This window comes from Hydrococcus rivularis NIES-593, from assembly GCF_001904635.1.
Classification (GTDB): domain Bacteria; phylum Cyanobacteriota; class Cyanobacteriia; order Cyanobacteriales; family Microcystaceae; genus Hydrococcus; species Hydrococcus rivularis.
Window position 1 is genome coordinate 64,402 of the sequence record NZ_MRCB01000009.1, and the last position, 25,062, is coordinate 89,463.

Here is a 25,062-nt window from a genome sequence, read left to right on the forward strand (position 1 = left end):
TAAGATCGAACAAATAAATTTGCCGCGAACAGTCTTGATTTTCGCTTTTTTGGCTCGAATATAGCGATTGAGCGAAATTCCTTCGTCCAGACTCAGATAGTCATACGACTTGAGTTGCTTGCATAAGCACGGCTTCTGCTAATATCTTAGAGAAAGTTAAAAATTTGTAACGAAATTATTTAATAGATGAACTTATTGGTGGTCGGTGCCACGGGCACCTTGGGAAGACAAGTGGCTCGATGCGCCCTCGATCGGGGCTATCGAGTCCGCTGTTTGGTGAGAAATCAGACAAAAGCTGCATTTTTAAAAGAATGGGGAGCAGAATTAGTTAAAGGAAATCTTTGCGATGCCAAAACTTTGCCTCCTGCTCTAGAAGGCATTGAGGCTGTTATCGATGCCGCGACGACCAGAGCCACTGATTCTCTCAGTATCAAACAAGTCGATTGGGAAGGCAAGGTTAATTTAATCAAAGCCGTCAAAGCGGCGGGGGTCGAAAAATTTATTTTTTTCTCGATTCTCAATGCCGAGAAATATCCTAACGTTCCGCTAATGGATATTAAGCGCTGCACCGAGCTTTTCTTGGCTGAAACCGACCTAAATTACACAATTTTGCGTCCTTGTGGTTTTATGCAAGGACTCATCAGCCAATATGCCATTCCCATATTAGACAATCAATCGGTTTGGATTGCCGGAGAAAGCACGCCCATCGCCTACATGAATACGCAAGATATCGCCAAATTTGCGATTCGTGCCTTAGAAGTTCCCGAAACGGTGAGAAAATCCTTCCCGGTCGTCGGAAATCGCGCTTGGACTTCTGAAGAAATTATTAGTCTTTGCGAGAAATTATCGGGGCGAGAGGCGAAAATTTTCCGCGTTCCTCTGGGATTGCTTCGTTTCATGCGTCAGACAACTCGATTTTTTCAGTGGACGCAAAACGTCTCGGATCGCCTGGCTTTTGCAGAGGTTCTCGCTAGCGGCAACCCTCTCGATGCACCGATGGATGAAGTTTATCAGCTCTTTGGACTTGATCGGGAGCAAACCACTACTTTAGAATCCTACTTACAAGAATACTTTAGTCGAATTTTGACGAAGCTCAAAGAGCTTGGTTACGACAAAGACAAGAACAAAAAGAAAGAGAAGAAAACTCCCTTTAAAAAGCCTCAATTTTGAGTAAAATCTGACGCAGGATAACCAGACGTGCCAAAAGCAGGCATTATCTATAACGACGAAAAGCCGATCGCAACTAGAGTCGCAGCCGAATTGCGAGACAAGCTAAAGTCTCGCGGATGGGAAATAGTCATGGAAACGGGTAGAGGCGGTCTATTGGGATATTCCAAACCCAATCGCCCCGTTTGTCATACTCGGATCGAACAGTTAGTGCCGCCTCACTTTGACGAAGATCTGTCCTTTGCCATCGTTTTAGGAGGCGATGGGACTGTTTTGGCTGCCTTTCGCCAGTTAGCGCCCTGTGGCATCCCACTGCTGACTATCAATACCGGACATATGGGCTTTTTAACTGAAACCTATGTCAATCATTTGCCGCAAGCCGTAGAAAAGCTTCTCCAGCATGACTATGAAATCGAAGCGCGATCGATGCTTACAGTGCAGCTGTTTCGAGAGGATAATTTGCTCTGGGAAGCGCTATGCCTCAACGAAATGGTCGTACATCGAGAACCGCTAACCAGTATGTGCCATTTTGAAATTCAAATTGGCAGACACGCAGCCGTTGATATTGCGGCAGATGGGGTAATCGTTTCGACTCCTACGGGTTCGACTGCTTATTCTCTCAGCGCCGGAGGACCAGTCGTGACCCCAGATGTACCAGTGATGCAGTTAGCGCCTATCTGTCCCCATTCGCTAGCCTCGCGGGCGCTGGTATTTTCCGATACAGAAACCGTAAATATTTTTCCCGCAACTCCCAACCGAATGGTGATGGTTGTGGATGGGAATGCTGGTTGTTACGTCTTGCCAGAGGATCGCATACACATTGAAAAATCTCCCTATACAGCACGTTTTATTCGACTGCAACCGCCAGAGTTCTTCCGCATCTTGCGAGAAAAATTGGGTTGGGGATTGCCTCATATCGCCAAGCCAACTTCTGTGGAACTCCCTTAGTCAGTTACGATCGCTAAGGGCAGGTCGAATTGTAAACATGAGTATCTTGTTACATCCCCATAGACCAAACTCACCCGCACAGTTATTAGTGATTAGTAGTTAGTTATTAATTGATGCTGTTAACACAGCCGATCGATTTGATTAATTAGTGTTAAAACAGGAAAAAATCATTCTACTATTGAAACTTGATTTCTAGTCTATGCCTTCGATTGCGACCGTGCTTAATCCTAGTATTTTATTGGTAAAGACCGATGAAGCCTTTGCCCAACGGGCAAGTCAGGATCTTATAGAAGCGGGCTATACAACGGCGATCGCGCCGGATATCGATAAAGCTTTGTTGGAGATCGAAACGCTACAACCCGCCATGGTAGTTATCGATCGCGCCTTGGCTGGAGAATCGGGATTGAGGCTTTGTCGTCAACTGAGACAAAAAGGCGATCGCGTTCTGATTATTTTGTCGATCGACCAAGAAACGGTGGAGGAACGAGTGAAGTGTCTAGAAGCGGGCGCTGACGACTATTTACTCAAACCCTATCACTCCAAAGAGTTTTTGCAGATGGTTCGCTTCTATCTACACCCTCCAGAAGCATCAAAAGAACAACTGCGGTTTGGGGAATTAGTTTTAGATTTGACAACGCGCTGCTTAATTTTAGGTGAACAGGGCATCGATCTGACTATGAAAGAGTTTGAACTCCTCAAATATTTAATGTCTCATCCCAGAGAAGTCTTAAGTCGAGAGCAAATTTTGGAAAATGTTTGGGGTTATGATTTCCGAGGAGAATCAAACGTTATTGAGGTTTATATTCGCTATTTACGCCTCAAAATCGAAAATGAAGGACAAAAGCGACTGATCCACACGGTTCGGGGCGTAGGTTACGTTCTCCGAGAATCATAGCGAGAGATGGAAAGAAAACAAGCAACCTTTTTAAATTCAAAATTCAAAGTTCAAAATTCAAAATGGAGGAAGAAGAATAATTTTGAATTGTTGTAACGAATGACTAAAATGCTTGAATCCATTCTTTGACTTCATACTCTGTCCAAATGCCATTTTGCCAATAGGGATCGGATTCGATGGCTTGACGGACTGCGGCTTCATCTTCTGCTTCATAAATCCCGAAAACTTTTGTCGCGTCTTTGGTAGGACCGAGGGTAATTAAAATCCCTTTTTCTTTTTGTGCGGCGAGTCCGTCGAGATGATCTTGGCGATAGGGGGCGCGTTTTTCGAGTGCATTTTCGCAGTAGCTGCCCCACATGACAAATTTGGGCATAGTCGTTAACAGCGTTATTGGTTAGGCTCAGCTCCTGCATCTGTCCTATTGAGCGATCGCGCAGGATGACATACTGATGCAAGATAGCGAGCCTATCAAATTATAAAATTTTTATGCCTTGCTGCATCAAGGTATGAATTGTCATTCTGAGCGTAATGAAGTGAAGCAAAGAATCTTGGTAGATACTTCATTTCGCTGCCAATTTTTAGAATTTATATCATTGCGAATTTTTTTCTCAGTGTTAATTTCCCTGGAGGATATGGGTATTGATAAAACTATGACTCTATTTTCCTAACTTTTGAGGAGCCACTCATGTCACTCAAAGATGGATTGAAGGCACTGCAACAGCATCGCTACTCTGAGGCAATAGAATTGCTCGAAGCCTATTGTCAAACGGTTTCTAATCCCCACTCGCAAGAGTACGCCCAGGTACAAATGGCGCTAGCGAGAGCTTATCACGGCAATGGGGAAAAAGACAAAGCGATCGCACTGTGTCAAGAACTCGAACGGCACCTCGACTCCCAAATCAGCAATTGGGCAAAAGGGTTTCTGTCTACTCTCAACAAAGCAGAAGCGCCAAAACCTTTACAAAAAGCGGGTAGGGCAGCTCAAACTGGGGTAAGGTTGGTCATGAAAGGATTTGCAGATAATCTCGCCTTGGTCTCCATCGCTACCATCTGTTTGCTGTTTGGGATGGTATTAGTCCTCTGTCTAGTCATACTTTTCATTCTCAATAGCAACGATCCCCTTGGCGGACTCGCCGTGGCAATTATCATTACCTTAATCTTCAATGCGGCAGCCTTTTTTATCTCCCCTTGGATTATGGATCTCACCCAACAGTGGTTTTATCAAACTCATTGGGTGCCTTTAGCAGAAATCGAACGCCGAAGCCCAGAAGCCGCAGAAATCATCAAGCGCGTTTGTCGCGAGAAAAATATTAGTTTGCCCCGTTTGGGAATTATCGACGACCAAAATCCCACGGCTTTTACCTATGGTTCTTTTCCAGATAGCGCTCGTTTAGTGGTCAGTCAGGGGCTATTCACCTATCTCGACGACGACGAAGTGGCAACAGTATACGCCCACGAATTAGGGCATATCGTTCATTGGGATTTTGCCATCATGACGGTAGCTTCTACTCTAGTGCAAATTAGCTACCTAATTTACACCTTTGCCAGAAATTTTAGTCGGGGCAGCAACGATAACAAAATCAAAAATGCCATCCAAGTGGCAGCTATTACTGCCTATATCTTCTATCTCGTTGGCACCTATTTAATCTTGTATTTATCCCGAACTAGAGAGTACTACGCCGACCATTTTGCCGCCGAAACCACGGGAAATCCCAATGGACTATCGCGGGCATTAGTGAAAATTGCTTACGGGATTCTAGAACAAGGACAGCATACTCAAGAACCTAGTAAATTAATAGAAGGCACTCGCGCGATCGGAATCTACGATTCCAAAGCAGCCATCGCTACTGGGACTGCTTATCGGATTGCCTCAGACTCCCAACAAATCGGACGAGTCTTTCTCTGGGATATGTTTAATCCTTGGGGTTGGTGGATGGAAATGAATTCGACTCACCCGCTAACGGGCAAGCGCATCCGCGCCCTAACTACCTACGCCGAGCAAATGGGATTGGAGACTGAGTTCGATATGGCGGCGGTGGTACGCGAAGGCAAAAAGCTGAACAAGAATAAGTTGTATGGGAATTTAGTGCTAGATATCTTACTTTTTAACGCACAATGGGTTAGCGCGATCGCTGGTTTTATTGTGGGTTTGCTTGTCGCTTTAATCTCTAACAATGCAAGCGTTTTGCCAAGCTTTAGTTTCTTTGGGTTTGGCATCGGTACGCTAATCAATGCCTTTGCCATGTATCCCGATTTCGGGCGCGTTTCTCAGACCGATATTTTCACCTTGATGTGCGATCCCTATGCCAGTCCCCTGCGAGGTCGCCCCGTACAACTTCAAGGCAAGCTCATCGGTCGCGCGGATGCCGGATATCAGTTTGGTTCCGACCTCAGACTACAAGATAAAATGGGAACGATTTATACTCGCTACGCCTCTCGTTTTGGGTCGTTGGGCAATTTCCTCTTTGGTGTAACTCAGGTGCAGAAGTTAATCGGGTCGGAAGTTCAAGCTGTTGGTTGGTTCCGACGGGAAATTATTCCCCGTATCGATTTAGTTCAACTCAAGACCAATCGCACCACAGTAAGAAGTTATCCTCGCTTTTGGTTGCTGGTCATGGGGATTGGAGCGATCCTTTTTGGCTTCATCGTACCGATGTTGCTACAAGCCGATCTTTTTTAGTAGCACAACCGCACAAAATGCACTTTAATGACTCTCCCTGAAAAACTTCTTATACCATTTTTCATTCATTAATGACACAGATAGTCGATCGCCCTCACCCCCAACCCCTCTCCCTATTTGGGAGAGGGGTGAAGAATGTCGATCGTGAAAACCTGAAAATTGGTATTATTCTTGAATAAATTGTAAAACTAATTTAAATTCAGGAAAAAAGGATAACGCTTCGCGTTATCCCATTGCTAAAAGAGAGCGCTACAGATGCTCGCTCGAAAAGTCTTACACACAAACCTACTGACTTATTGATAATTGCGAATTGATATTATCCCTTTTTCCAAACCGCAGGTTTCCAAAAGTGGGACTTACCCTAATTTGTACATCGGCGATCCGCACCGGAAAAATGCGAATTAATTTGTCACAATAAAAAGTAATTGCTAAGGGAGTCCGTTGATGAAAATTCCTATTCAATCGATCTACAACTTCTATCGCAACGCCATCCGCAATCCCAAATACCGTTGGTGGATTATTCTGGGTACCCTCGTCTATTTACTCAGCCCATTCGATATTTCCCCGGATTTCTTTCCGATCGTAGGAGAGATTGACGACTTTATCCTTGTAACATTTTTGGTGACTGAAGTATCACAGTTAATCCTCGATCGCTTTAAATCTATAAAAACTAACCCTGTCGCTGCTCCTACAGAAACAAGCAATGAGACAATAGAAGTACAAGCGGTTTCAGCCGAGTAAATAATCGGCGATCGCATTATCGAAATTCAGAATTCTGTAAAGTGCAACCTGCGAACGCAACTATTCAGGATTCTGAATTTTTTGCCTGTAGGAGAGAAAAATATGTCCGAAAAAGCCAAATTACTTCTCGTTGATGACGAACCTGGGGTTCGCGAGTCCGTACAAGCTTATCTCGAAGACAGCGGAGAATTCAAAGTCCAATTAGCCAGTAACGCCAACGAAGCTTGGGAATCGATCCAACGCGAGACGCCAGATTTAGTCATCTCCGATATTATGATGCCGCAGGTAGATGGCTATCAATTTCTTAAAAAACTACGCGAAGATGACCGATTCAAAGCACTCCCAGTTGTCTTTTTAACTGCCAGAGGAATGACGAGCGATCGCATTCAGGGATACAAGGCGGGTTGCGATGCCTATGTATCCAAACCCTTCGATCCCGAAGAGTTAGAAGCAGTTGTTAGAAACGTTCTTAAGCGCCGCCAAGAGACGGTAGCAGCTAGCGGCGAAGCAGCGCAACTAGCAGAAATCGTCCAAGATATCAAAGCTATTAAAGAACAGCTAGGTCAATCCTCTCATCTAGTTCCCACGCCTTCTCCGATCAAAATTGAGCTAACGCCACGAGAACAAAGCGTTTTAGATTTGGTAGCAGAAGGGTTAATGAATAAAGAAATCGCAGGACGCTTGGATACTAGCGTCCGAAATGTCGAAAAATATGTCAGCCGCCTGTTTAGTAAGACCGGAACCAATAGCCGTACCGAATTAGTGCGTTTTGCCCTCAAACATGGACTAACGACCTAGATCATAGAATTTTCTGGGAATTAACTCAAACAGATAGAGCATCATCAAAATTTCCTGTCATTTTTCTGTCTCAGTAAGCGCTTCTGACTATAATCGTCGTACTTTCAACTTGATTAGCGATCGCTTCGGGAATATTGCCATGAATGGCGTGCTGCAATAATCCTTCGCGACTTGCTCCCAGCATGACGACACTGCATTGTTCCTCGCCTGCCAAGCGAATGACCGCATCGGAAACCGAACGAGAGCGCACGGCAATCGGCATCACCGGAAGCGATAGGTTATTTCTAAGATAGTCGGTAGAGTACTCTAATAAAGAACAATCGAGAGTGGATGTCGCTGGAGAATAAACCTGACACAGCCAGAGTTTGGGAGAATGGACGCGAGAATACAAGCTAGCGAGTCCCGGTAGCAACTCGATCGCCCGTTGCGCGTTAGGACCGCCAGCCATAGGAATCAGCCAAGTAGCCGACTGATTCAAATCGTTGGGGTAGGCATTGAGACCGCTGCCCAATTTGACTAAAATTAAATCGCAAGGCGCTTTATGAATTATCGTGTCTACGAGATCGCCAAAAATCGCGCCTGGGGTAGCCGTATTGCCTTTCCAGCCCATCAGAAGGAGATTAATTTGCTGCTTTGCGATCGCTTCTAAAATTGCTTCAGCCCGATCTTGTGCGAGTCGGATTTGCGTATGTACGGGAATATTCCACTGACGACCCAATCTTTCGACGCGATGGAGCAATTTGCGACTTTCTTGGGTATTGACATAAGCTTCGGACGGAAAAATATGCTTGGGCACTTTAATAATTTGCAGGCACTCTAGTTCGTATTGATGATAGCGAGCGATCGCGGCAGCGATCTTCATCAGCGCGGGTGCCGTTTGGGGATTGGCGATGGGGAGCAAGATTCGACCTTTCCCCACCGATGGAGAGCGAGTTTGATAGGCTACGTAGGAAGGAGAAGGTTTAAACGCTCGCTGCGTGCCTTGGCTGAGATGATTGACTTCGCTACGAATAATGTCGGTGCGAGTAATAATTCCGACGAGTTTACTGCCTTCAGTAACGGGCAGGCGAGATAATTGATAGCGGTTGAGCAAGTAGAGAACGTCGCTGAGGGAAGTATCCGGCTTGACCGTAATCGGTCGCGCCGTCATAATCTCTTTTAGTAGCGTTTGTGGCGATCGCTGGCTGAGACTGGCAAGATCGCTTTGAGTAATAATCCCGACCAATTTTCCCTCCTCGATCACCGGAAACCCGCGATGGTGAGAACGGGAGACTGCTAGCATCGTTTCGTCGAGGGTTAGATCGCTCGATAGGGTTTCTACCTGAGACTGCATGACATCGGCAGCCGTTAATTTGTTGAGAAAATCATTGCGCGGCGTTTCCTGCTGCTTGAGTTGAATGCCGCTGGTTTTCAGCAAATGTTCGTAAATCGAGCCGTGCGAAATGCTCTCTGCTACGATATAGGCGATCGCACAAGTCACCATTAGCGGCAACACGATATTGAAATCGGCGGTAATTTCAAAAACGATGACGATCGCGGTGACGGGAACCCTACCGACTGCCGTAAAAAATGCCCCCATCCCTGCCAGAGCATAAGTCGATTCGCTGTTAATTCCTGAAAGCCAGCCCGCGAGATCGCCGACTAAATACCCCAGGGCCGAACCCATCACCAATGCGGGCGCAAACAGTCCCCCTGGGGCGCCAGAACTATATGCCAGAATCGTTAGGAAAAAATGGGCAACAAAGGCGATCGCGATATTTTGCCAGGACAACCCACCATAGACCAAGAACTCCCGCAGTCCCGAATTATCCTGAAAAAACGGCGGTAAAAACGCAATAATCGCGCCGGAGAGCAAGCCGACTATGCCAATGCGCCAAGCTAGGGGCAAATTGGAGCGACGGTTGACCCAGAGGCTAAACATCATGCTTCGATTGAAAAGCGCCCCCAAAATTCCCGCTAGCGCTCCTAAAAATAGGTAAAAAGGAATTTCTGGCGCTGAGAAGCTGCCGGAGCGAGCATCAAGCAAACTGGCGGGGATGTTGAGATCGGCTGAATCTAAAAGCCGAGAAACGACCGCCCCCGTAAAAGAAGCGACGATCGCCGTTTCTAGAGTTAAGTCCGATACGTCCCGCATCAATTCTTCGACGACGAACAAAACCCCGGCAATTGGCGTATTGAATCCTGCCGCCAATCCCGCTGCCGCCCCCGCTGCGATCATCTGACGGCGATGTTCTGGCGAAGTGGGAATCCAACTGCTCAGTTGCGCCGCCAATGCTGCCCCAATATGGACTGTAGGCGCTCGACGACCGAGGGTCAAACCTGCCCCTAAAATTAGCGTCGTACCAATCGCTTTCACCCAGGCAACCCGCAGAGACAGCGGAATGGGATATCGCGCCAAAGCTGCCTTAACTTGAGGAATTCCGCCGCCCGCCGCTGCCGGAGAAAACCTCTGTAAGATCCAACCCGCTAACAGACTAAAGCTCAAACCAACCGCAGGCAGCACTAACCATGCCCCAAACTGATGCGCCGTTTGAATGCGCCATCCTCCCAGCCAGCCAATCCCTTTTTTTAGCCATAAAGCCGCTAATGCAGATAGGATTCCGATCAGGCAAGCTTCGACTAGCGCGTAACGAGTATCGACGGAACTGCGTCCGAAGTGTAAGGACTTGAACCAAATGCGAAGGCGCTGGGGAATGGTATTGAGTTCCATCGGGATAAGTTCTATGCGGCGATCGCTACTGTTCTAGGCTATCCTGTTTTGGTTAACTTTAGTAAACTATTGGGATTACCATATCTCGCTCTCACTTTCTTTTCCATAATTTTTCAGGGCTAAGTCTCTCTCAAATGGCGCTGAAAATCTAGTGCTTGTTTCTGTTGAGGAATATGTTTGGCTAAAGCTTTGATAAATTCAGAGGCTTCAATGTTAGGGTTCTCAGCCAGAACCCGCTTACACACAACACAAGCAATCGGACCGATATATTGTGCCAGTTCTTGTTGAGCGCGAGCTATAAAATCGCCATCGAGTTTGAATTTGGTCTTAGCTCGATCGCTGGCTGTAATCTGCCCATTTTCCCATAATAGCGTTATTTGAGAAGGTTCTTCAGCCGTCAATCTAGGGATGTCAGCGGTTTGAAGCTCGCTCTGAAGCGTTTTAACCGTGCGATGGATATCGCGATCGAGAAAACCCCAAGGAACTCTGGCGGTTTTGACAAGCAAGAAAACCTCTTCGCTACAGCGAAATAAAATAACATATCCTTCTTGCGCTCGGATAGAAACTTGTTCGATTTCTTGCCACGCATATTCCTCTCGAACTATCTGCGCCAAACGGAGCATTGTTCCAGCCAAAATTAACGCGCTATTATATTCCATCCCCATTGCTACGGTGATAGGTTGACCCTGAGACGAAACCAAAAAAGCCCCCTCAATCTCCAGCGATCGGCTTGCGAATTCTTGTAGAATTCTGTCAACTCGGTCGTTCATACTCGCACTTCCCCACCTCGGTTTTCCTTGGCAGTCTGGCAGGAACTATTACAAAATGTAAAAACTAGGGCAATAATCTCGTTTTCTTTTTCTGTAGGTTATGTCCTCTTCTTTTCTGCCATACAAAGTTTAAAGTTTAATTTTTAAATTCTACTTTCTCAATAATAGTAGGCTTTTTAGCAAGCTACCACATGCAAATTAGATATGAAACAACTAAAAAATCACAGTATTTCGGATGCATCTCCTAAAATCTGGACTTGGAAAGGTTTTCCCATTTGTTATCAAAGCGTGGGAGAAAAAGGAGTTGCGGTAGTCCTAATACATGGCTTTGGAGCTTCTTGGGCACATTGGCGCAAAAATCTGTCCGTTTTGGGAGAAAATTGTCGTTGCTACGCGATCGACTTGATTGGTTTTGGGGGATCGGCAAAACCGACTCCCGGCGTAGAGATCGATTACACGTTTGAAACTTGGGGACAGCAGGTCGCAGATTTTTGTCGCGAGGTCGTCGGTAGCCCTGTTTTTTTAGTTGGCAACTCTATCGGCTGTATCGTAGCGATGCAAGCGGCGGTAGATAATCCAGATCTCGTTTTGGGAGTTGCTTTGCTTAACTGTACTCTGCGATTGCTTCACGATCGCAAAAGAGGGCAATTAATCTGGTATGAAAACCTTGGCTCCTACATATTACAACAACTTTTAGGCAATAAGTTAATCGGCTATCTATTCTTTAAACAAATTGCTCGACCTGAAGTCGTTCGTAAAATTTTGCGACAAGCATACTGCCGTCAAGAAGCCGTCACCGACGAACTCATCGACATCATTATGCAACCAACAACAGATAAGGGAGCGGCAGACGTGTTTCTCGCGTTTACTCGCTATTCTTATGGTCCGCTACCAGAAGATTTGCTGCCCCTTCTTTCCTGCCCTGTCTTGATCCTCTGGGGAACTGAAGATCCTTGGGAACCGATAGAGTTAGGACGCAAGCTGGCTGATTTTCCCGCAGTGCAACAGTTTATTCCCCTTGAAGGCGTGGGTCATTGTCCTCAAGATGAAGCCCCGGAGATAGTTAACCCGATTTTGCAAAACTGGATTTTGTCGATGAGCCAGAAAGGTTAAAGCTACGATAAAAACGAAAGCGATCCCAAAAATTTTGTAAATTTATGTTTTTCATCGGCATTTTGTAAATTTTGATACAGAATTTTGTGTTATATATAATAGAAGAAAGCAGATTCAACCATTAATGACACTCAATAAGCAATTCGGAGGAAAGAGTGATGTCTGCCGAACAACAAGCTCGTGCTCTAATGATGCGCCACCATCATGCAGTCAAGCATCGACAGCAAGCTATGCTGGAGCGTGCTGCATCTGAAATTGGCGTAGATGTGGATAATGAATACTGGACTAGCATTCAAGGCAAGGCTCAACCTACTTTTAGGAAAAATTACGATCGCGGCCATGCTGCGCTAAGCTAAGAAAAGAATTCTAGAGCTAACAATTGCATTGCATTTAATCTAAGGATAAGAATACGAGAGAATTGGGCGTTATTTCCACGAATAACGCCCAAATTTTTTGTGTCGCTAACTTATACCATTTTTCATTCATTAATGACAGAGATGGTCGATTGCCCTCACCCCCCAACCCCCTCTCCCAATTTGGGAGAGGGGAGAAAGATGTCTGTCACGACTAATGAAAATTGGTATTACAACAAATTGCGACTCGCTGAAGTACAAGTTTTGATATAGGGACGCAAACCCTCCGCCCTCGTATGTATCACGTTAAGTTGCAAAACGCTGTATATACCACCTACTCCGAATGGGAAGAACGTAAGGTGTCAGTCGTACTCTTGATGACGCTGGCGACGGGCACGGCTATTAGCAACCCTAAAATTCCTCCCAGCTTGCCTCCAATAAATAGAGAAATGATAATCCAAACGGGATTGAGTCCCGTCATGCCGCCCATGAGACGGGGAGCCACGACGCTATCATTGATCTGACCGATAACGATCGCGGCGACTAAGACTTTAATTCCCAATTGAAGATTTTGTAGCGCGAGTAAGACACTAATAACAGCAATCGTCACGGTACTAGCATAGGGGATCAACGTAGTCATGCCGATGGCAAAGCCAAATAGAATTGCATAGGGCACATCGAGCAGGAGAAAAACGATCGTCTGCGTAATACTTAAAATCCCTGCTAAAATTGCTTGGGTGGCAAAGTAAGCCTCAAAAGTCTGCCGAATCGATTCTCTTAATCGCCCGTCCCAAGGCGACGGAAGCCAGCTAAAAATCCCCCTCCAGACGCTTTCTCCCGTCAAAACCAAGAAAACAGTCAGTCCCAAAATCAAGAGAATGTTAACAAGACTATTAATGGTACTGAGTAGAACGCTTAGCAGTTGACTGGTCAAAGTGCGTAGCGCGTTAGAAACCCTTGCTGCCGCTTGTGCAACAATATCGCCAAGGTCAATGGATAACTTTTGCGCGATCGCCCACTTTTGTATGGTTTGAACGTGTTGGCTTCCCGTCTCGATCCAGGCAGGCAAATTTTCGACTAAATCGCTCAGTTGCTGCACGATCGAGGGAATCAAAGTCAGCCCTAATAGTACCAGGATTAGCAACCCTAAAAGCAAAACCAGCGCGATCGCTAACTTTCGAGGAATGCCTTGTTTCTGGAGAAAGAGAATGGGAAAGTCGAGTAAAAAGGCGAGTAGCGATGCAGTAATCAGAATGCTCAACAACGGCTCCAGGTAATTAATCAGCAGCGAAATCAGCCAGCCGTTGAGAAAAATGAGGGGAAAAATTAATCCCAAACGCAGCCATGGCGGAATCTTGCCGAGCGGAGCGGGCACGGCTCGAAAGTCAGAAGTGGATTGGCGTTCGGGCAGCGTCTCCATTGCCAAGAGAGAATCTAAAGTTAGTACTATCTTAGCTTGTTGCTAATAGCTAAAAGCCAGTGCGAGTATTGAAAAGAATATCGTTTTATATTAGACCCGGTTAGACAAACACAAAAAATAGGAGTGCGACCATCTTGGTCGCAAGCCGTGCAGCTTTGATAGTATTAACTAGAGCGATCGCTAAAGCCATCAAATCCCCAACCGTCAAAAAATTCTGATTCTCCTACAACAATCCTCGATAACGAATAAACAGTAAAACAACAGCCCACGAACCCAAGGCGACTTTGATAGCCACTAAAATGTTGAGTAGAGGGATAATCCCCCCGCTAACCAGCGTGCCTAACTCTCCATCGGGGAATTCCAATCCGAGCAGAGTCACAGCTGCCAAGACGATGAAAATCAGAACTGAGACCTTTTCCCAGGTAGCAGCTTGCCACCGTTGATAGATCCCCTGCATCCACTCCGATGGCGAGGTAATCGCAATCAAACCGATCGCCGTTCCCCCTGCTACCCCAGCTGCAAAACCACCGCCGGGACTGAGATGTCCTCGAATTGCCAGTTCAATGCTTACTAGCGAGGTAATGGTTGCTCCCAAACGCGCTAAAACGATTGATGGTGGATCGGTAAATTGATAAACTTTCTCGGTCGGTTTTTCATTAGCCAGTAGAAAATAAGAACCCAAAATCGCGATCGTAAATACTATCACCTCAAAGATCGTGTCATACAGCCGATTCCTGAAAATGATCCCTGAAACCGCATTTGGCACTCCACTATCTCGGACAACCGCTTCGACAATTGAAATATCGAACCCTTCTGAGATGGGATTGGGCATAATCATCATTTTGACGTACAGCAATATCCCTGCTGCAATGTAAATCCATTTCATTAATGCTTCTCCTGTGCTTCTTTTGTTGCACCAATATAGGTTAGGATTGTCCGTGATGATGAAAGTTCGCTTTGCATGATTTCATAGAGACGACGAACCCCGATCGCGGTTTGATAGGGCTGTTGCTCGTCTTCTCCTACTGGGTGTTTCTGGTCATCCCGTTCCCATATTTCCGATTTAGTCAAGGTAGCATGGATTTTTTTTTCGATTAATCCCTGGTTTAAAGCTTGTCTATCTGGGTAAGTTACTAACTCCAAACGCAGATGATATTTGCTCATCGTTGTTCGTAAATTATCTATTAATTCTTCAAAATCGCATCCGGCTTTGCCGTCGTCTTGTAGAGATTCGCTCCCCTTGCTCGTTCCGTCCTTGAGTATCCCAATTCGCATGACTAATGACGAACGCACTGCGACCACATAAAGTGTAATTGCTAGCATCGTACCTACCAAGGCTTCGGTCAAAGCCACATCCGCAGCCCCTAAAACCGCATATACCAACGTTGCTAGTGCTCCCAGTATGCCTCGAATAACTAGGGCATGATAGGGATTGACCTGACATACCAACATACAAGCCGTTAACGGCAGTAGAGCAGTTATGACATAGATATAGCTATCAGTCATTGTCGCCTCCGCTACTGGAACAGTATGCCAACACATATCCCAGCACGGTATTCCAGATTGCCAAAGTGATGATTGCCAGGATTAACAGTGGCCACTCTCTGGGGATCTTCAGCAGCAAACCAATAACAATACTCATCGAACCCAAGGTATCAGCAACAGACAAACTGTGTAGTTTAAATAATACCGATCTGTTACCTACTAAAGGAAAAGTTCCCCAAAACCAGAAAATAACTCCGATACCGATACAGATGTAACCTAAAAGATCGATCATATTTCACTCATCCGTTTGATTAAATGTGCCAGCAGCATTAATCCCGCATTCCCCACACTGAGGATAATAACCGCAACCACTCCAATCATCCAATCATCCCGCAGGACGGATACCATGAGAATCACGATCGAGGTTTTGGTGGCAATACTGGCAAATGCCAACATCTTCTGCCAAATATCATCATCCTGGCAAGCTTCATAAATCGGGATCAGTAGAGCCAGAATCATAGCAATCAAGATTAGGTTCATCTGGGTTGCCTCCGCCGCACTCGGTGTACTTCGTACCAGCCTTGTTCGTGGTACTTCAAGACAATGGTTTTGGGAGTAAAGGTAATCAAAAATATATCCAGAAATATGAGTCCTGGCGTTCGTTGGGGTTTGACTCGCTCCATCGTGACATCTTCGTGGTTATGGGGACGGAAGATGATTTCCACAGCCTCAATATATGCCTTGGGAATTGCAACCACAATCCCCCACAATGCTCGCAGCCAATCTTTTAATGCTCCTGGGGCAGTATAGCTGCGGGGCAAGAGTAATGCGATACCAACGCCGATAATAATATTTGCCAAGCTCCCATCGGCGGTAAGCAAAAACCAGATTGCCAATCGTAATATTAAATCCAGATATCTAATCATATCAAGTTCGTCTAATCAGTTAAAAGTTGAGGTGCGATCGCAAGATTTTTTACTTCTTTTGTTTGATTTGAAACTCGATCTCATGCCCAAACCATCCAGAAGAGTAAGATTAACATTAGACTCATCAGTCCGATCTGATGGTCGAATTGCTCGATCGCGCGGGGTAATTTAATCGCCGTTCGTTTAAAAATCAAAATATATGCCAACCAGCCAATAGCAATCGTTACTAGCGGTTTGACGATATTGTTTACGGTATAAGCTTCGTAATATACAACGTTGGCTGCAATTAATCCGCCGAGTAAGATCGTCATTGCCCACCAAAAACCAGATTTTACCTCTTCTTTTTTCTCAATCCTTTCATGGGGCAGAAAAATAAATTTAGCAAAGGAGATGGCAGTTCCCAGTGCGGCAACGTTCATTCCAATAACCTGCCAAGGCAACAGACTCTTACTGGTTAACACCTTGGCTCCAAAACCGGACAAGAGGGGAAAGCCGGATATAGAAAAGCTGGCGATAACCAGGGCAATCCAGATTGGGGTAGCGATGGGCTGATGTTGCAGTTCCTTAAAATTACGGCTTGGCAAAACGCCAGCGATTAAGAACAGGGCGGATTTAACCAAACCGTGGGTTAAGGCATAAAACCCGCCTACGACTGGGGCAGCCAAAACAAAACCTAACTGGGAAACCGTGTGAAATGCCAACATCCGCTTGGTATCTTTTTCAAACACGGCATAAAATACGCCCAGTAGTGCTGTTCCAACCCCAAAAAACCTGACAATGGGATCGATTTCCTCTAACAGCAGCGCGCAACGCACTAGCGGAAAAACTCCTGCTTTGACCACTACTCCCGACAGCATCGCCGATACTGGAGTTTCTGATTCGGAGTGAGTCAACGGTAGCCACAATCCCGATACAAAGATGCCTCCTTTTACCAAGAGTCCGAGAAAAATAAGCGCGATCGCTTCTGGCGGAGAACCGCGCAACCCCGCAAAATTAAAGGAATGATGCGCCTGATAGACTAATGCCGCCCCCACCAGATAAAAAAGCATTGCCGTGTTACTAACAAATAGATAGCGTAATGCCACCCAGATCGATCGGTCAGTACGGGGATAGGCGATTAAGAGAAACGCCGCAATACTGATTACCTCTAAAGCTACGTATAAACCGATCAAATCTGCACAGATAAAAGTGGCATTAACGCTGCCATGCAGAATAATGGTCTGCATGTAAAAAAAAGCCGTTTTTCCGCTACGCCAACAGTAGAGTAGAACTGCTGCGGTTACTAGGGCATTGGTGAGGATAAAGAAACCGCTCAAGCGATCGGCTACTAAAGTAACGCCAAAATTATCTAGTAGCTTTAGGTTTAAGGGCGATTCCTCGAAAAATAGCTCTAAGGCATATCCTGCCGAAACGAATGCTACCCCTAGTGCTAGATAGCGATCGAGTCTGGGCAGCAGATAAAGCGTAAATCCGATAAAAAAGGGTAAGACGAGCCAGGCGATCGTAATGTTGTTAGTCATGGAGTATTGCTCTTCTCGATCTCGCTACTTTCCAAAGTGGGATTATTCCGTGCCAACTTCATAACGCCCACAAGCATTAGAGCCTGAATCGAAAAACCAATGACAATTGCTGTTAAAATAACAGCCTGGGGAACTGGATCGGAGTAAGCGACATTTTTGACGCTGGAAACAATTGGTGTAAATAAGCCATCTCTGGACGCAATCAATACGTAATAGGCAATCGCTCCTGTACTCATAACATCCATAGAGACGATCTTCATCACTAGATTTTTTTTAAGGATAATGCCGAAAAATCCGCACAATATTGTGGCGAAGATGAATGCTTCTAACATGGAATTTGATTGTTGGCTAAGCGTTGGTCGTAATTATATAAAAAAAACTATTACTTTTGTCAGTCGCTTAATTTCTACCATAAGAATACCATTAGAATACCATAAGAATAAGAATGCGCGTTATAAGGTTTTCAAGGCAAGAATTTTGATAAAAATTGATTTTTATCCATGCAAACCATATATAGAATTCAATCGAGCTTTCAGAAGCAAGTTATTGGGTTAATTTGGAATCTTCTTTTTGTTTAGAAATTTCTAGCAATTGTTTTTCGGCTTACAGTTCTCGTTGTTCGATCGCGACTCTATAAAGGAACGCGCGTGACTTAGTAAAATCTAGGCGAGACAATACAGCCCCCATTAAGAATAACAATTTTGCTTTTACAAATTATGCCTACAATTCTTGCCAAAGCTTCGTTATTTGGGATAATGAAAGAAACTCTTACATATGCTAAATACTGATAAAAAATAAAAACAGCAATCCAACAATTAAACCTAGAAATAAAAGGATATCGTGCAAACTTCCAAAGTTCATCAATTTACTCCTTAAGATAAGTCTTTAATCGTTTTGGAGATTAGTTAGCAGTTAGTTTTCTCCCCACACTCCCCTGTTTTTCCGCCCCTCCTCTCTCGATTCTTATCCAAGTACGATCGTAAAATTTTTACGGAAACAGCTCCTTTGAAAGTGATGTCTATTAAACAGTTAAATAAGATTAACTTTATAATTGGGCTTTTAAGAGGCTACTCAGTTGGATAACAGTTGAACTCATATCATGCAGACGATCGGGTTGATAATTTCTGATGAAACGCTTCGAGATGGCGAACAACAAGCAGGACTATTCTTTGAGAGTGAGACTAAGCGAACTTTAGCACATTCGATCGCCAGGACAGGAGTACATCAAATCGCTATCATGCCTGCCATTCATGAAACTGAAGAGTATTTGGTGAAAACATTGATAGCGGAAGGATTGGATAATAAGGTTGTCGCCTCGACGATGATGAACCGACGATTTATCGATCGCGCTAAAATTTGCGGCGTACACAAGATTATTCTCTTTCATGCCGTCTCCGATCGCCTGCTTTTTCTTAGAGATCCGGAAATCCGCCGCAATCCGGACTATAAAGGGAAAACTATAGATGATAATATTCCCAAAAGAATTATCGACAAAGTTCGTCACAGTGCGATCGATAAAATTCTCAAACATCTGCGCTACGCCACAAAAATTGGCTTAAAAGTATACTTTGCTGCCGAGGATGCCAGTCGCTCCGATTTTGATTTTCTAGTCGAGTGTATCTGCGCTTTTCAACCCTATATAGAGCAATTCTTGCTCTGCGATACAGTAGGAGTCCTGACGCCAGAAAAAACCTATGTATGGATACACGACCTATTAGAGTATACTAATCAGGCTCCCTTAGCCGTTCATTTCCACAACGATCTGGGTTTGGCACTCGAAAACACCATTCAGGCAGTGTTAGCAGGGGTTTCTGGCGTTTCTGGCACCTTTGGCGGCATTGGAGAACGAGCGGGAAATGTCGCTCTAGAACAGGTTTTAAACGGTCTGAGGATTCGATTTGGCTGGGAGGTAGAAGGAATCAATTATGACGCTCTTAATAAAGTAACAGACTATCTCGAGCGCTGGGGAATTCGCCCGCATCCGCCTTATTCTCAACAAGCGCAACGCCACGAAACAGGAATTCATGTTAAAAGTCTCCTAGAAGATTATCGCAGCTATTCTATTTTTCCCTACGGAAAGCCGGAGATTTGGTTTGGTAAGTGTAGCGGTGCTAGTAATTTTCAGTATCTTTTCGAGCAACATCTCAAAAAACCGCTCACAAAAAAACAATACGAACGACTGCGATCGCTTGTCAAAAATCTTTCCATTCAAGAACAACGTTCTTTCTCCACAGAGGAAGTTTTAGAGTTGTTAGAGCAAGGATTTTTGCAATTGTGAACTTTATATCAACTTCCTGAAAAAACAAAGAATTTCTTTTCGCGTCGATTCTACCGATTGAAATGGGAACACTCAATAGCGAGCAAACTTCACGAATAACAGTGACGTGAAAATTTCATTTCGAGCGATCGTAACCCAACTCAAAACCTTAGACAGTCCCTTTGCCCGTAATGTTGGTTGGTTAGGAGGTTCGGGCGCAGTTATCCGAGTTTCACGCTTGATAACCACAATTATTCTAGCTCGCTTTCTTTCCCCCCACGACTACGGTTTGGCGGCTGTCGTCCTCACGACGAATGAGTTTATCCGGGTGTTCGCGCGCAACGGAATTGGCATTCGACTGATTCAAGTAGAGGAAAAACAACTTGAAAACTTGGCTCAATCGGCGTATTGGCTGAATTGGGCAATCTTTATCGGGTTATTTGCCATTCAATGTCTGACGGCCTTTCCTATTGCTTGGTTTTACCGCGACAATAACTTGATTGTGCCTATTTGCGGGATGGCGTTCAATTTGCTTTTACTTCCCTTGGGAATGGTACAGGCGGCGCTGATTCAACGAGAAGGACGCTTTAAAGCGATCGCGCTGACAGATATGCTTCAGGTTTGTACCGATAATATTTTATCAGCAGTTTTTGCCATTGCTGGATTGGGAATGTGGGCGCTCGTTTTACCAAAGATGCTAGTTGCTCCTATCTGGGTTTACGGGATCTTAAAAAATCATTCCTGGCGACCCAAGGGACAATTTACAACTGCACGTTGGGGAGAATTAATGCGTTTTGGACGCAGTGTATTAGGCGCTGAATTGCTCAATACGCTGCGTGCTAACCTAGACTACCTTATCGTCGGACGCTTTCTCAGTATTGAAGCATTGGGACTTTATTATTTTGCTTTTAATGCAGGTTTTGGAGTTAGTTTTGGGATTATTTCCTCGATTAAATCAGCTTTGCTCCCGCATCTGTGCGATGCGCGATCGAATCTGGTTCAATTTCGCTGGCGCTATCAAAGTAGCTTGAAAACGATCGCGCTGGTTATTATTCCCTTAGTCCTGCTTCAGTCTTTTCTGGCTCCTTTTTATGTTCCTCTTATTTTCGGTCAAAAGTGGATGGTTGCCGTTCCTATTTTGATTTTAATTTGTCTGTCGGCAATTCCTCGTCCGTTTGCCGATTCTGCCTCCCAATTATTATTAGCTGTAGACAAGCCAGAAATCGATCTCGTCTGGAATCTTCTTTTTACTGGATTGTTTGCGATAGGGTTATTTATTGGCGTTCATTGGCAGAGTGTGGGAGTCGCGATGGCAGTTTTATTAACTCATTGCCTTTTCTTACCCTTGTTTGCCGTTTGGGCAACCCGTTATGTTTTTAAGCGTCAAAAATTGGATCAAAAATGCTGAAGATGAAAAACTGGTTTTTACGAATCGGGATCTTGATGGTTGCATTTTTGAAGTCGTCGCCAAGTTTAGCTCTACCAATATCTCCAGGCGACCGCTTGGAAATTTCTATTCCTAATGATAAATATTTTGTTGGCGTTTACGAAGTCAACCAAGATGGCAAGCTCGAAATTCCCTATCTGGGCGCTTTACCTGTCGTTGGATTAGAACCGTCCGATATTCAAGCCAAACTGTCTCAAAGCTTGAGCGATAAAGGTTTTTTTCTTCCCAACAAATTGCAATTGAGCGTTCAAATCCTCAAATGGGCACCCATACAAGTGACTGTGGCGGGAGAAACCTTTCAACCCGGACGAGTTTTGATTAACGAAACCGAAAACGAGGCAAATACGGCAGTTTCATCCGAATCTCGGCAAATTACAGGCAATTATCCCATTCGTCGCTATCTAACCAATGCGATTCGAGCGGCAGGAGGCGTATTACCGACTGCAGATGTCAGTCAAGTCCGTCTCATTCGGGGCGATCGCGAGACGATAATAGATTTATCGGGAGTTTTTACGGGAGAGCCAGTAGAGGACGTACCCCTGATAGCAGGCGATCGCATTGTGGTTCCTCGGGCGGATCGTTTTCAACCAGAATTGGTGCGTCCTTCTCAAATTACACCCCCAGGAATCAAGGTGTTTGTCTCCAATCTCACCATTCCTGCTGCCAATAACGCATCGGCAGCGGTTAGCAACCGCGAAGAAGGGATTAGCGTTCCTTATGGCTCTCGCTTTAGTCACGCTGTCGTAGCAACCAACTGTGCTGGAGGAACGGATATTAGTGAAGATAGAAAAGCTATTTTAGTAAGAGCCGATCGCATTACGGGAAAAACCATCGCCATCGAGCGCGACGTTGAAGATTTAATGCGAAATTCCGATAATAATGAAGAGAATCCCTTGCTCATGCCAAAGGATAGCGTCGCTTGTTATGATTCGTCGGCAACAAATACCAGAGATCTGTTTCGTACTATTGGCGATATCTTGAGTCCTTTAAATCCCATTTTGCTGTTTCGCAACCTTTTCAATTAATGGCAATTACTCCCAAGTCATTAACTGACGAGAAGTCTAAGCCAATCGGACGAAGTCTTTGGTGGCGCTTCTTGAAGTATGCGATCGTTGGCATCTTCGCCAATGCGGGACTGTGGGCGATCGCGATTATTTATTTAAAAAACACCCCTCCTACCTACACGAGCGAAGCTACCCTCAATGTGGCAGGAAATGGTCCTGGAGTGAGCGTCAATCTACCGGAAATCGGTCAAGCTTATACTTCCAGTGCTTCTGCTTTTGGCAGTTCTTCCTCAGATCCGAGAGAAAATTACAAAATTATTGCCAGTAGCGCCACCGTCATTAAAGCTGCTGCTCAGTCCCTCAAGATTCCCCAAGAAGCATTCGGCGAACCTCGCATCAAGCTCATCAACAATACCACGTTACTCAGCATCGCCATCAACGGGAAAGATCCAGAGAAAACCCAACAAAAACTGCAAGCACTTTATCGGGCACTGAATGAAAAGCTTAACTATCTGCGGCAAACCGAACGAACAGAACGCGATCGCTCTAACCAAAAAGCGCTGTCTGACGCGCAGAAAAAGCTTACCGAAGCCCAGCGTCGTTTATCCGAATACAAAGCCGAATCCGGGCTTAACTCTTCGTCTCAAATAAAAGAATTAATTAGTAACATCGAACTGTTACGAAAGCAGCGATCGGAAATCTATGCCCAACAGCAACAACTTGGCAGTCGTTTAAAACAATTATCCGTCAACTTACAACTCTCTCCCCAGGAAGCGGCTGATGCCCTAGTATTACAAACCGACCAACAATTTCAAAAAAGCTTCAGCGAATACACGACAGCAACGACAACCCTAAAAGCACTTCTGAGCGATCGCGGTCCTAACTATCCCGACGTAGTAGCAGCACGACAACAACAAGAAGCTGCCTTAGCCATGCTTCTAGAAAGAGGAAAAGCCCTTTTAGGTAAACCCGTAGAACAATTGACCCTAGAGCGGCTAAATTTGGATAATAGCAACGGTTCGGGAGGACAACGAGCGCAACTCTTTCAACAACTGGTCACTTTGGAATCAGATTATCAAGGCTTAACCGCCCAAGTAAGAACCCTGACGCAACAAGTTCAAAAGCTAGAAACTCGATTGCAGGGACTCTCTCAAAAAGAGGCCGTTCTTGATGCTCTTCTGCGACAATTACAAATTGCTGAAGCCGTTTTTGCCTCGACGCTGGCTAAAGTCGATTTAGGTAGAGGAGATCCCTTCGGCTCTTTTCCCCTCATCCAAATGGTTGAAGAACCCTCTTTACCCGAAGAACCCACTGCCCCCAAACCAAAGCTAGTACTAGCCGGAGCGGTTTTAGGCTCCCTTTTAGTCACGACATCGCTAACCCTAATCTGGTGGCGCGATCCCCTCGCAACAGCGACGAAAAAAATCCTCAAAGAAATTGTCGCATGAGCAAAACAGATTCCATAAATGAGGAAAAGATTCGTCCAGAAAACTTCCCAGAACGCCTGATTTGGTTGAGCATGGTCTGGACTTACGGCTTTTACCTCATCGGCGGACTGTATATTGTCGGTTCGGTTTTGGGCTGGATTTTAGGGTTTTACGTTCTCTTAAAGCTTTGGTTGCAAACGGAGGAAACGCCTCAGCGTCAAAAAATCGCGATTCCTCTACTGGCTTGGATTTGGATTATCGGGATGCTGATGATGGAAGTGGCTCTGATTATCGGTCATCTCGACTTTAACTTGCCTACCTCTTTGATAATTAAATCTTCCATTGGCTGGGCAAAAGGATGGGCGTTACTTGCTCTGTATCCCCTCGCAGGCTGTTTGTCAATTCGACCGCAGGTTATCTACAGAGGCGCTTGTATTATTGGCTTTCATACCCTTTTGCTTTTGCCTTTATTAATTGTCGCGCCGATTCTCCATCTGCCAGAAATTTTATATGTTTCTCCTCTCAAAGCGGTAGGAGGGCCGGGAACGACTTTTTTTGATGTGTCTTTATACGAAGTAGACTTTGACGGACAGATACGCCAGCGCTTGTTTACGCCTTGGGGTCCAGCTTTGGGATTTGTGGGCAATGTTTACTTTGCCTTAACGCTGCGAGAGCAAAATCGAAAATGGCGTTGGTTTGGCATCATAGGCTCTGTGGTGATGTGTTATATCTGCAAATCTCGCTTAGCGCAAGTTTGTATCGTTTTAACGCCTCTATTTACGTTTATTTTCTCTCGACTGAGCCGTCCGCTCGTTCTCATGTTGTTGGGAATTGCTACCACAATTAGCGGAATACTCTCCCCCCTACTGCTGAATGCTTTGGATAATTTCTGGACGAAATTTAAGGAAGCGAGAGCAGAATCGACGCGAGTTCGTCAAACCCTCAAAGAAATTGCTGGCTATCGATGGCAAACCGAAGCCCCTATTTGGGGACATGGGGTAGTAGAGCCAGGTCCTCATCTCGTAGAATATATGCCCATCGGTTCCCATCACACTTGGTATGGCTTGCTGTTTGTAAAAGGAATTGTTGGATTGTTAGCACTGGCTATTCCTATGGCACTCAGTTTTTTAGTTCTTTTGGTCAAAGCGCAGAAATCCGAAACGGCACAGACGGGATTGACGATCCTTTTTATTCTCTTCCTCTACACGTTTGGCGAAAATTTGGAGATTCTTGCCTATTTGTTTTGGCCGGGTTTGGTCATCATGGGCATGGCTTTTATGCCAATTCGCAATTAGTCAGCAGCTTCTCCGTGTAAGGCTTTTTCATCGAGCATCTGTAGCGTTCTTTAATCGTTGCTGGAAAAGGAGCGATTGAGAGCGAAGATGACGAAGCAGCTTTTGC

General features: G+C 45.2%; 25 protein-coding genes. 14 read left to right on the top strand and 11 right to left on the bottom strand.

The genetic code is table 11. From position 1 onward, the window contains the following. Positions 1–186: 186 nt before the first annotated feature. From NIES593_RS09705 to nblR, 3 genes are all read left to right on the top strand, one after another. Positions 187–1,170, top strand: a complete 984-nt coding sequence (locus NIES593_RS09705; protein ID WP_073599392.1) for an SDR family oxidoreductase — start codon at positions 187–189, stop codon at positions 1,168–1,170. 27 nt (positions 1,171–1,197) lie between these two features. Next, positions 1,198–2,115 carry an NAD(+) kinase gene (locus NIES593_RS09710; protein ID WP_073599393.1) on the top strand — a complete coding sequence of 306 codons (918 nt, stop codon included), beginning with the start codon at positions 1,198–1,200 and terminating at the stop codon, positions 2,113–2,115. Positions 2,116–2,314: 199 nt separating this feature from the next. Beyond that, on the top strand, positions 2,315–3,010 hold the full coding sequence (nblR, locus tag NIES593_RS09715) for a response regulator transcription factor NblR (protein WP_073599394.1): 696 nt from the start codon (positions 2,315–2,317) through the stop codon (positions 3,008–3,010). A 103-nt stretch (positions 3,011–3,113) separates the two neighbouring features. Here nblR and NIES593_RS09720 read toward each other — a convergent pair whose 3' ends face one another. Further along, a complete protein-coding gene (locus NIES593_RS09720; protein WP_217651863.1) occupies positions 3,114–3,383 on the bottom strand; it encodes a YciI family protein in 270 nt (89 codons plus the stop codon). Between the two features lie 312 nt (positions 3,384–3,695). Here NIES593_RS09720 and NIES593_RS09725 point away from each other — a divergent pair, with 312 nt between their 5' ends. The 3 genes from NIES593_RS09725 to NIES593_RS09735 all read left to right on the top strand — a co-directional run bounded on the left by NIES593_RS09725 (position 3,696) and on the right by NIES593_RS09735 (position 7,229). Continuing rightward, positions 3,696–5,690, top strand: coding sequence for a M48 family metalloprotease (locus tag NIES593_RS09725; protein ID WP_073599395.1), 1,995 nt, complete (start codon positions 3,696–3,698; stop codon positions 5,688–5,690). Between the two features lie 444 nt (positions 5,691–6,134). Further along, the gene (locus tag NIES593_RS09730; RefSeq protein ID WP_073599396.1) at positions 6,135–6,431 is read left to right on the top strand and encodes a YkvA family protein; all 297 of its coding nucleotides are present in this window, start codon (positions 6,135–6,137) and stop codon (positions 6,429–6,431) included. Positions 6,432–6,533: 102 nt separating this feature from the next. Next, the gene (locus NIES593_RS09735) at positions 6,534–7,229 is read left to right on the top strand and encodes a response regulator transcription factor (RefSeq protein WP_073599397.1); all 696 of its coding nucleotides are present in this window, start codon (positions 6,534–6,536) and stop codon (positions 7,227–7,229) included. 70 nt (positions 7,230–7,299) lie between these two features. Here the strand turns inward: NIES593_RS09735 and NIES593_RS09740 are convergent, their stop codons facing one another. Together NIES593_RS09740 and NIES593_RS09745 are read right to left on the bottom strand one after the other, a co-directional pair. After that, positions 7,300–9,939 (bottom strand): chloride channel protein, encoded by a 2,640-nt coding sequence (locus NIES593_RS09740; protein WP_073599398.1) that lies wholly within the window; start codon positions 9,937–9,939, stop codon positions 7,300–7,302. Between the two features lie 119 nt (positions 9,940–10,058). Continuing rightward, positions 10,059–10,709: a roadblock/LC7 domain-containing protein gene (locus NIES593_RS09745; RefSeq protein WP_073599399.1), complete on the bottom strand. Its 651-nt coding sequence runs from the start codon at positions 10,707–10,709 to the stop codon at positions 10,059–10,061. Between the two features lie 204 nt (positions 10,710–10,913). Between NIES593_RS09745 and NIES593_RS09750 the strand changes: the two genes are divergently transcribed. From NIES593_RS09750 to NIES593_RS24055, 3 genes are all read left to right on the top strand, one after another. Next, positions 10,914–11,822: an alpha/beta fold hydrolase gene (locus NIES593_RS09750; RefSeq protein ID WP_073599400.1), complete on the top strand. Its 909-nt coding sequence runs from the start codon at positions 10,914–10,916 to the stop codon at positions 11,820–11,822. Positions 11,823–11,980: 158 nt separating this feature from the next. Next, entirely contained in the window at positions 11,981–12,178 is a 198-nt protein-coding gene (gene gifA / locus NIES593_RS09755) for a glutamine synthetase inactivation factor IF7A (RefSeq protein ID WP_073599401.1), read from the top strand. A 132-nt stretch (positions 12,179–12,310) separates the two neighbouring features. Beyond that, positions 12,311–12,448 (top strand): hypothetical protein, encoded by a 138-nt coding sequence (locus NIES593_RS24055; RefSeq protein WP_175561090.1) that lies wholly within the window; start codon positions 12,311–12,313, stop codon positions 12,446–12,448. A gap of 61 nt (positions 12,449–12,509) precedes the next feature. Here NIES593_RS24055 and NIES593_RS09760 read toward each other — a convergent pair whose 3' ends face one another. From NIES593_RS09760 to NIES593_RS09795, 8 genes are all read right to left on the bottom strand, one after another. Further along, positions 12,510–13,595 carry an AI-2E family transporter gene (locus tag NIES593_RS09760; protein WP_073599402.1) on the bottom strand — a complete coding sequence of 362 codons (1,086 nt, stop codon included), beginning with the start codon at positions 13,593–13,595 and terminating at the stop codon, positions 12,510–12,512. 223 nt (positions 13,596–13,818) lie between these two features. After that, positions 13,819–14,481 carry a Na(+)/H(+) antiporter subunit B gene (locus NIES593_RS09765; RefSeq protein WP_073599403.1) on the bottom strand — a complete coding sequence of 221 codons (663 nt, stop codon included), beginning with the start codon at positions 14,479–14,481 and terminating at the stop codon, positions 13,819–13,821. Further along, a complete protein-coding gene (locus NIES593_RS09770; protein ID WP_073599404.1) occupies positions 14,481–15,101 on the bottom strand; it encodes a DUF4040 domain-containing protein in 621 nt (206 codons plus the stop codon). The genes NIES593_RS09765 and NIES593_RS09770 overlap by 1 nt, the downstream gene beginning before the upstream one ends. Beyond that, complete coding sequence (locus NIES593_RS09775; protein WP_073599405.1) at positions 15,094–15,372, bottom strand: monovalent cation/H(+) antiporter subunit G; 279 nt, start codon at positions 15,370–15,372, stop codon at positions 15,094–15,096. The genes NIES593_RS09770 and NIES593_RS09775 overlap by 8 nt, the downstream gene beginning before the upstream one ends. Continuing rightward, a complete protein-coding gene (locus NIES593_RS09780) occupies positions 15,369–15,620 on the bottom strand; it encodes a hypothetical protein (protein WP_073599406.1) in 252 nt (83 codons plus the stop codon). The genes NIES593_RS09775 and NIES593_RS09780 overlap by 4 nt, the downstream gene beginning before the upstream one ends. After that, positions 15,617–16,006 (bottom strand): Na+/H+ antiporter subunit E, encoded by a 390-nt coding sequence (locus NIES593_RS09785; protein WP_073599407.1) that lies wholly within the window; start codon positions 16,004–16,006, stop codon positions 15,617–15,619. Before NIES593_RS09785 ends, NIES593_RS09780 begins: the two co-directional genes overlap by 4 nt. Before the next feature lie 80 nt (positions 16,007–16,086). Next, complete coding sequence (locus tag NIES593_RS09790) at positions 16,087–17,526, bottom strand: cation:proton antiporter (RefSeq protein ID WP_073599408.1); 1,440 nt, start codon at positions 17,524–17,526, stop codon at positions 16,087–16,089. Beyond that, positions 17,523–17,858, bottom strand: a complete 336-nt coding sequence (locus NIES593_RS09795) for a cation:proton antiporter subunit C (RefSeq protein ID WP_073599409.1) — start codon at positions 17,856–17,858, stop codon at positions 17,523–17,525. The genes NIES593_RS09790 and NIES593_RS09795 overlap by 4 nt, the downstream gene beginning before the upstream one ends. Before the next feature lie 767 nt (positions 17,859–18,625). On the opposite strand from NIES593_RS09795, the gene NIES593_RS09800 reads away from it, so the two are divergent. The 5 genes from NIES593_RS09800 to NIES593_RS09820 all read left to right on the top strand — a co-directional run bounded on the left by NIES593_RS09800 (position 18,626) and on the right by NIES593_RS09820 (position 24,956). Further along, positions 18,626–19,804 carry a LeuA family protein gene (locus tag NIES593_RS09800; protein ID WP_073599410.1) on the top strand — a complete coding sequence of 393 codons (1,179 nt, stop codon included), beginning with the start codon at positions 18,626–18,628 and terminating at the stop codon, positions 19,802–19,804. Positions 19,805–19,910: 106 nt separating this feature from the next. Next, entirely contained in the window at positions 19,911–21,191 is a 1,281-nt protein-coding gene (locus NIES593_RS09805) for a lipopolysaccharide biosynthesis protein (protein WP_083602403.1), read from the top strand. Then, on the top strand, positions 21,185–22,255 hold the full coding sequence (locus NIES593_RS09810) for a polysaccharide biosynthesis/export family protein (protein WP_073599411.1): 1,071 nt from the start codon (positions 21,185–21,187) through the stop codon (positions 22,253–22,255). Before NIES593_RS09805 ends, NIES593_RS09810 begins: the two co-directional genes overlap by 7 nt. After that, positions 22,255–23,682: a GumC family protein gene (locus NIES593_RS09815; RefSeq protein ID WP_073599412.1), complete on the top strand. Its 1,428-nt coding sequence runs from the start codon at positions 22,255–22,257 to the stop codon at positions 23,680–23,682. The genes NIES593_RS09810 and NIES593_RS09815 overlap by 1 nt, the downstream gene beginning before the upstream one ends. Beyond that, complete coding sequence (locus NIES593_RS09820) at positions 23,679–24,956, top strand: capsular biosynthesis protein (protein ID WP_073599413.1); 1,278 nt, start codon at positions 23,679–23,681, stop codon at positions 24,954–24,956. Before NIES593_RS09815 ends, NIES593_RS09820 begins: the two co-directional genes overlap by 4 nt. Positions 24,957–25,062: the final 106 nt, after the last annotated feature.

What these genes read in the sequence shown, in the direction of transcription:
- NIES593_RS09705 (WP_073599392.1), top strand. Translation starts at nt 187, where the DNA reads ATGAACTTATTGGTGGTCGGTGCCACGGGCACCTTGGGAAGACAAGTG.
- nblR (WP_073599394.1), top strand. Translation starts at nt 2,315, where the DNA reads ATGCCTTCGATTGCGACCGTGCTTAATCCTAGTATTTTATTGGTAAAG.
- NIES593_RS09720 (WP_217651863.1), bottom strand. Translation starts at nt 3,383, where the DNA reads ATGCCCAAATTTGTCATGTGGGGCAGCTACTGCGAAAATGCACTCGAA.
- NIES593_RS09725 (WP_073599395.1), top strand. Translation starts at nt 3,696, where the DNA reads ATGTCACTCAAAGATGGATTGAAGGCACTGCAACAGCATCGCTACTCT.
- NIES593_RS09730 (WP_073599396.1), top strand. Translation starts at nt 6,135, where the DNA reads ATGAAAATTCCTATTCAATCGATCTACAACTTCTATCGCAACGCCATC.
- NIES593_RS09735 (WP_073599397.1), top strand. Translation starts at nt 6,534, where the DNA reads ATGTCCGAAAAAGCCAAATTACTTCTCGTTGATGACGAACCTGGGGTT.
- NIES593_RS09740 (WP_073599398.1), bottom strand. Translation starts at nt 9,939, where the DNA reads ATGGAACTCAATACCATTCCCCAGCGCCTTCGCATTTGGTTCAAGTCC.
- NIES593_RS09745 (WP_073599399.1), bottom strand. Translation starts at nt 10,709, where the DNA reads ATGAACGACCGAGTTGACAGAATTCTACAAGAATTCGCAAGCCGATCG.
- NIES593_RS09750 (WP_073599400.1), top strand. Translation starts at nt 10,914, where the DNA reads ATGAAACAACTAAAAAATCACAGTATTTCGGATGCATCTCCTAAAATC.
- gifA (WP_073599401.1), top strand. Translation starts at nt 11,981, where the DNA reads ATGTCTGCCGAACAACAAGCTCGTGCTCTAATGATGCGCCACCATCAT.
- NIES593_RS24055 (WP_175561090.1), top strand. Translation starts at nt 12,311, where the DNA reads ATGACAGAGATGGTCGATTGCCCTCACCCCCCAACCCCCTCTCCCAAT.
- NIES593_RS09760 (WP_073599402.1), bottom strand. Translation starts at nt 13,595, where the DNA reads ATGGAGACGCTGCCCGAACGCCAATCCACTTCTGACTTTCGAGCCGTG.
- NIES593_RS09765 (WP_073599403.1), bottom strand. Translation starts at nt 14,481, where the DNA reads ATGAAATGGATTTACATTGCAGCAGGGATATTGCTGTACGTCAAAATG.
- NIES593_RS09770 (WP_073599404.1), bottom strand. Translation starts at nt 15,101, where the DNA reads ATGACTGATAGCTATATCTATGTCATAACTGCTCTACTGCCGTTAACG.
- NIES593_RS09775 (WP_073599405.1), bottom strand. Translation starts at nt 15,372, where the DNA reads ATGATCGATCTTTTAGGTTACATCTGTATCGGTATCGGAGTTATTTTC.
- NIES593_RS09780 (WP_073599406.1), bottom strand. Translation starts at nt 15,620, where the DNA reads ATGAACCTAATCTTGATTGCTATGATTCTGGCTCTACTGATCCCGATT.
- NIES593_RS09785 (WP_073599407.1), bottom strand. Translation starts at nt 16,006, where the DNA reads ATGATTAGATATCTGGATTTAATATTACGATTGGCAATCTGGTTTTTG.
- NIES593_RS09790 (WP_073599408.1), bottom strand. Translation starts at nt 17,526, where the DNA reads ATGACTAACAACATTACGATCGCCTGGCTCGTCTTACCCTTTTTTATC.
- NIES593_RS09795 (WP_073599409.1), bottom strand. Translation starts at nt 17,858, where the DNA reads ATGTTAGAAGCATTCATCTTCGCCACAATATTGTGCGGATTTTTCGGC.
- NIES593_RS09800 (WP_073599410.1), top strand. Translation starts at nt 18,626, where the DNA reads ATGCAGACGATCGGGTTGATAATTTCTGATGAAACGCTTCGAGATGGC.
- NIES593_RS09810 (WP_073599411.1), top strand. Translation starts at nt 21,185, where the DNA reads ATGCTGAAGATGAAAAACTGGTTTTTACGAATCGGGATCTTGATGGTT.
- NIES593_RS09815 (WP_073599412.1), top strand. Translation starts at nt 22,255, where the DNA reads ATGGCAATTACTCCCAAGTCATTAACTGACGAGAAGTCTAAGCCAATC.
- NIES593_RS09820 (WP_073599413.1), top strand. Translation starts at nt 23,679, where the DNA reads ATGAGCAAAACAGATTCCATAAATGAGGAAAAGATTCGTCCAGAAAAC.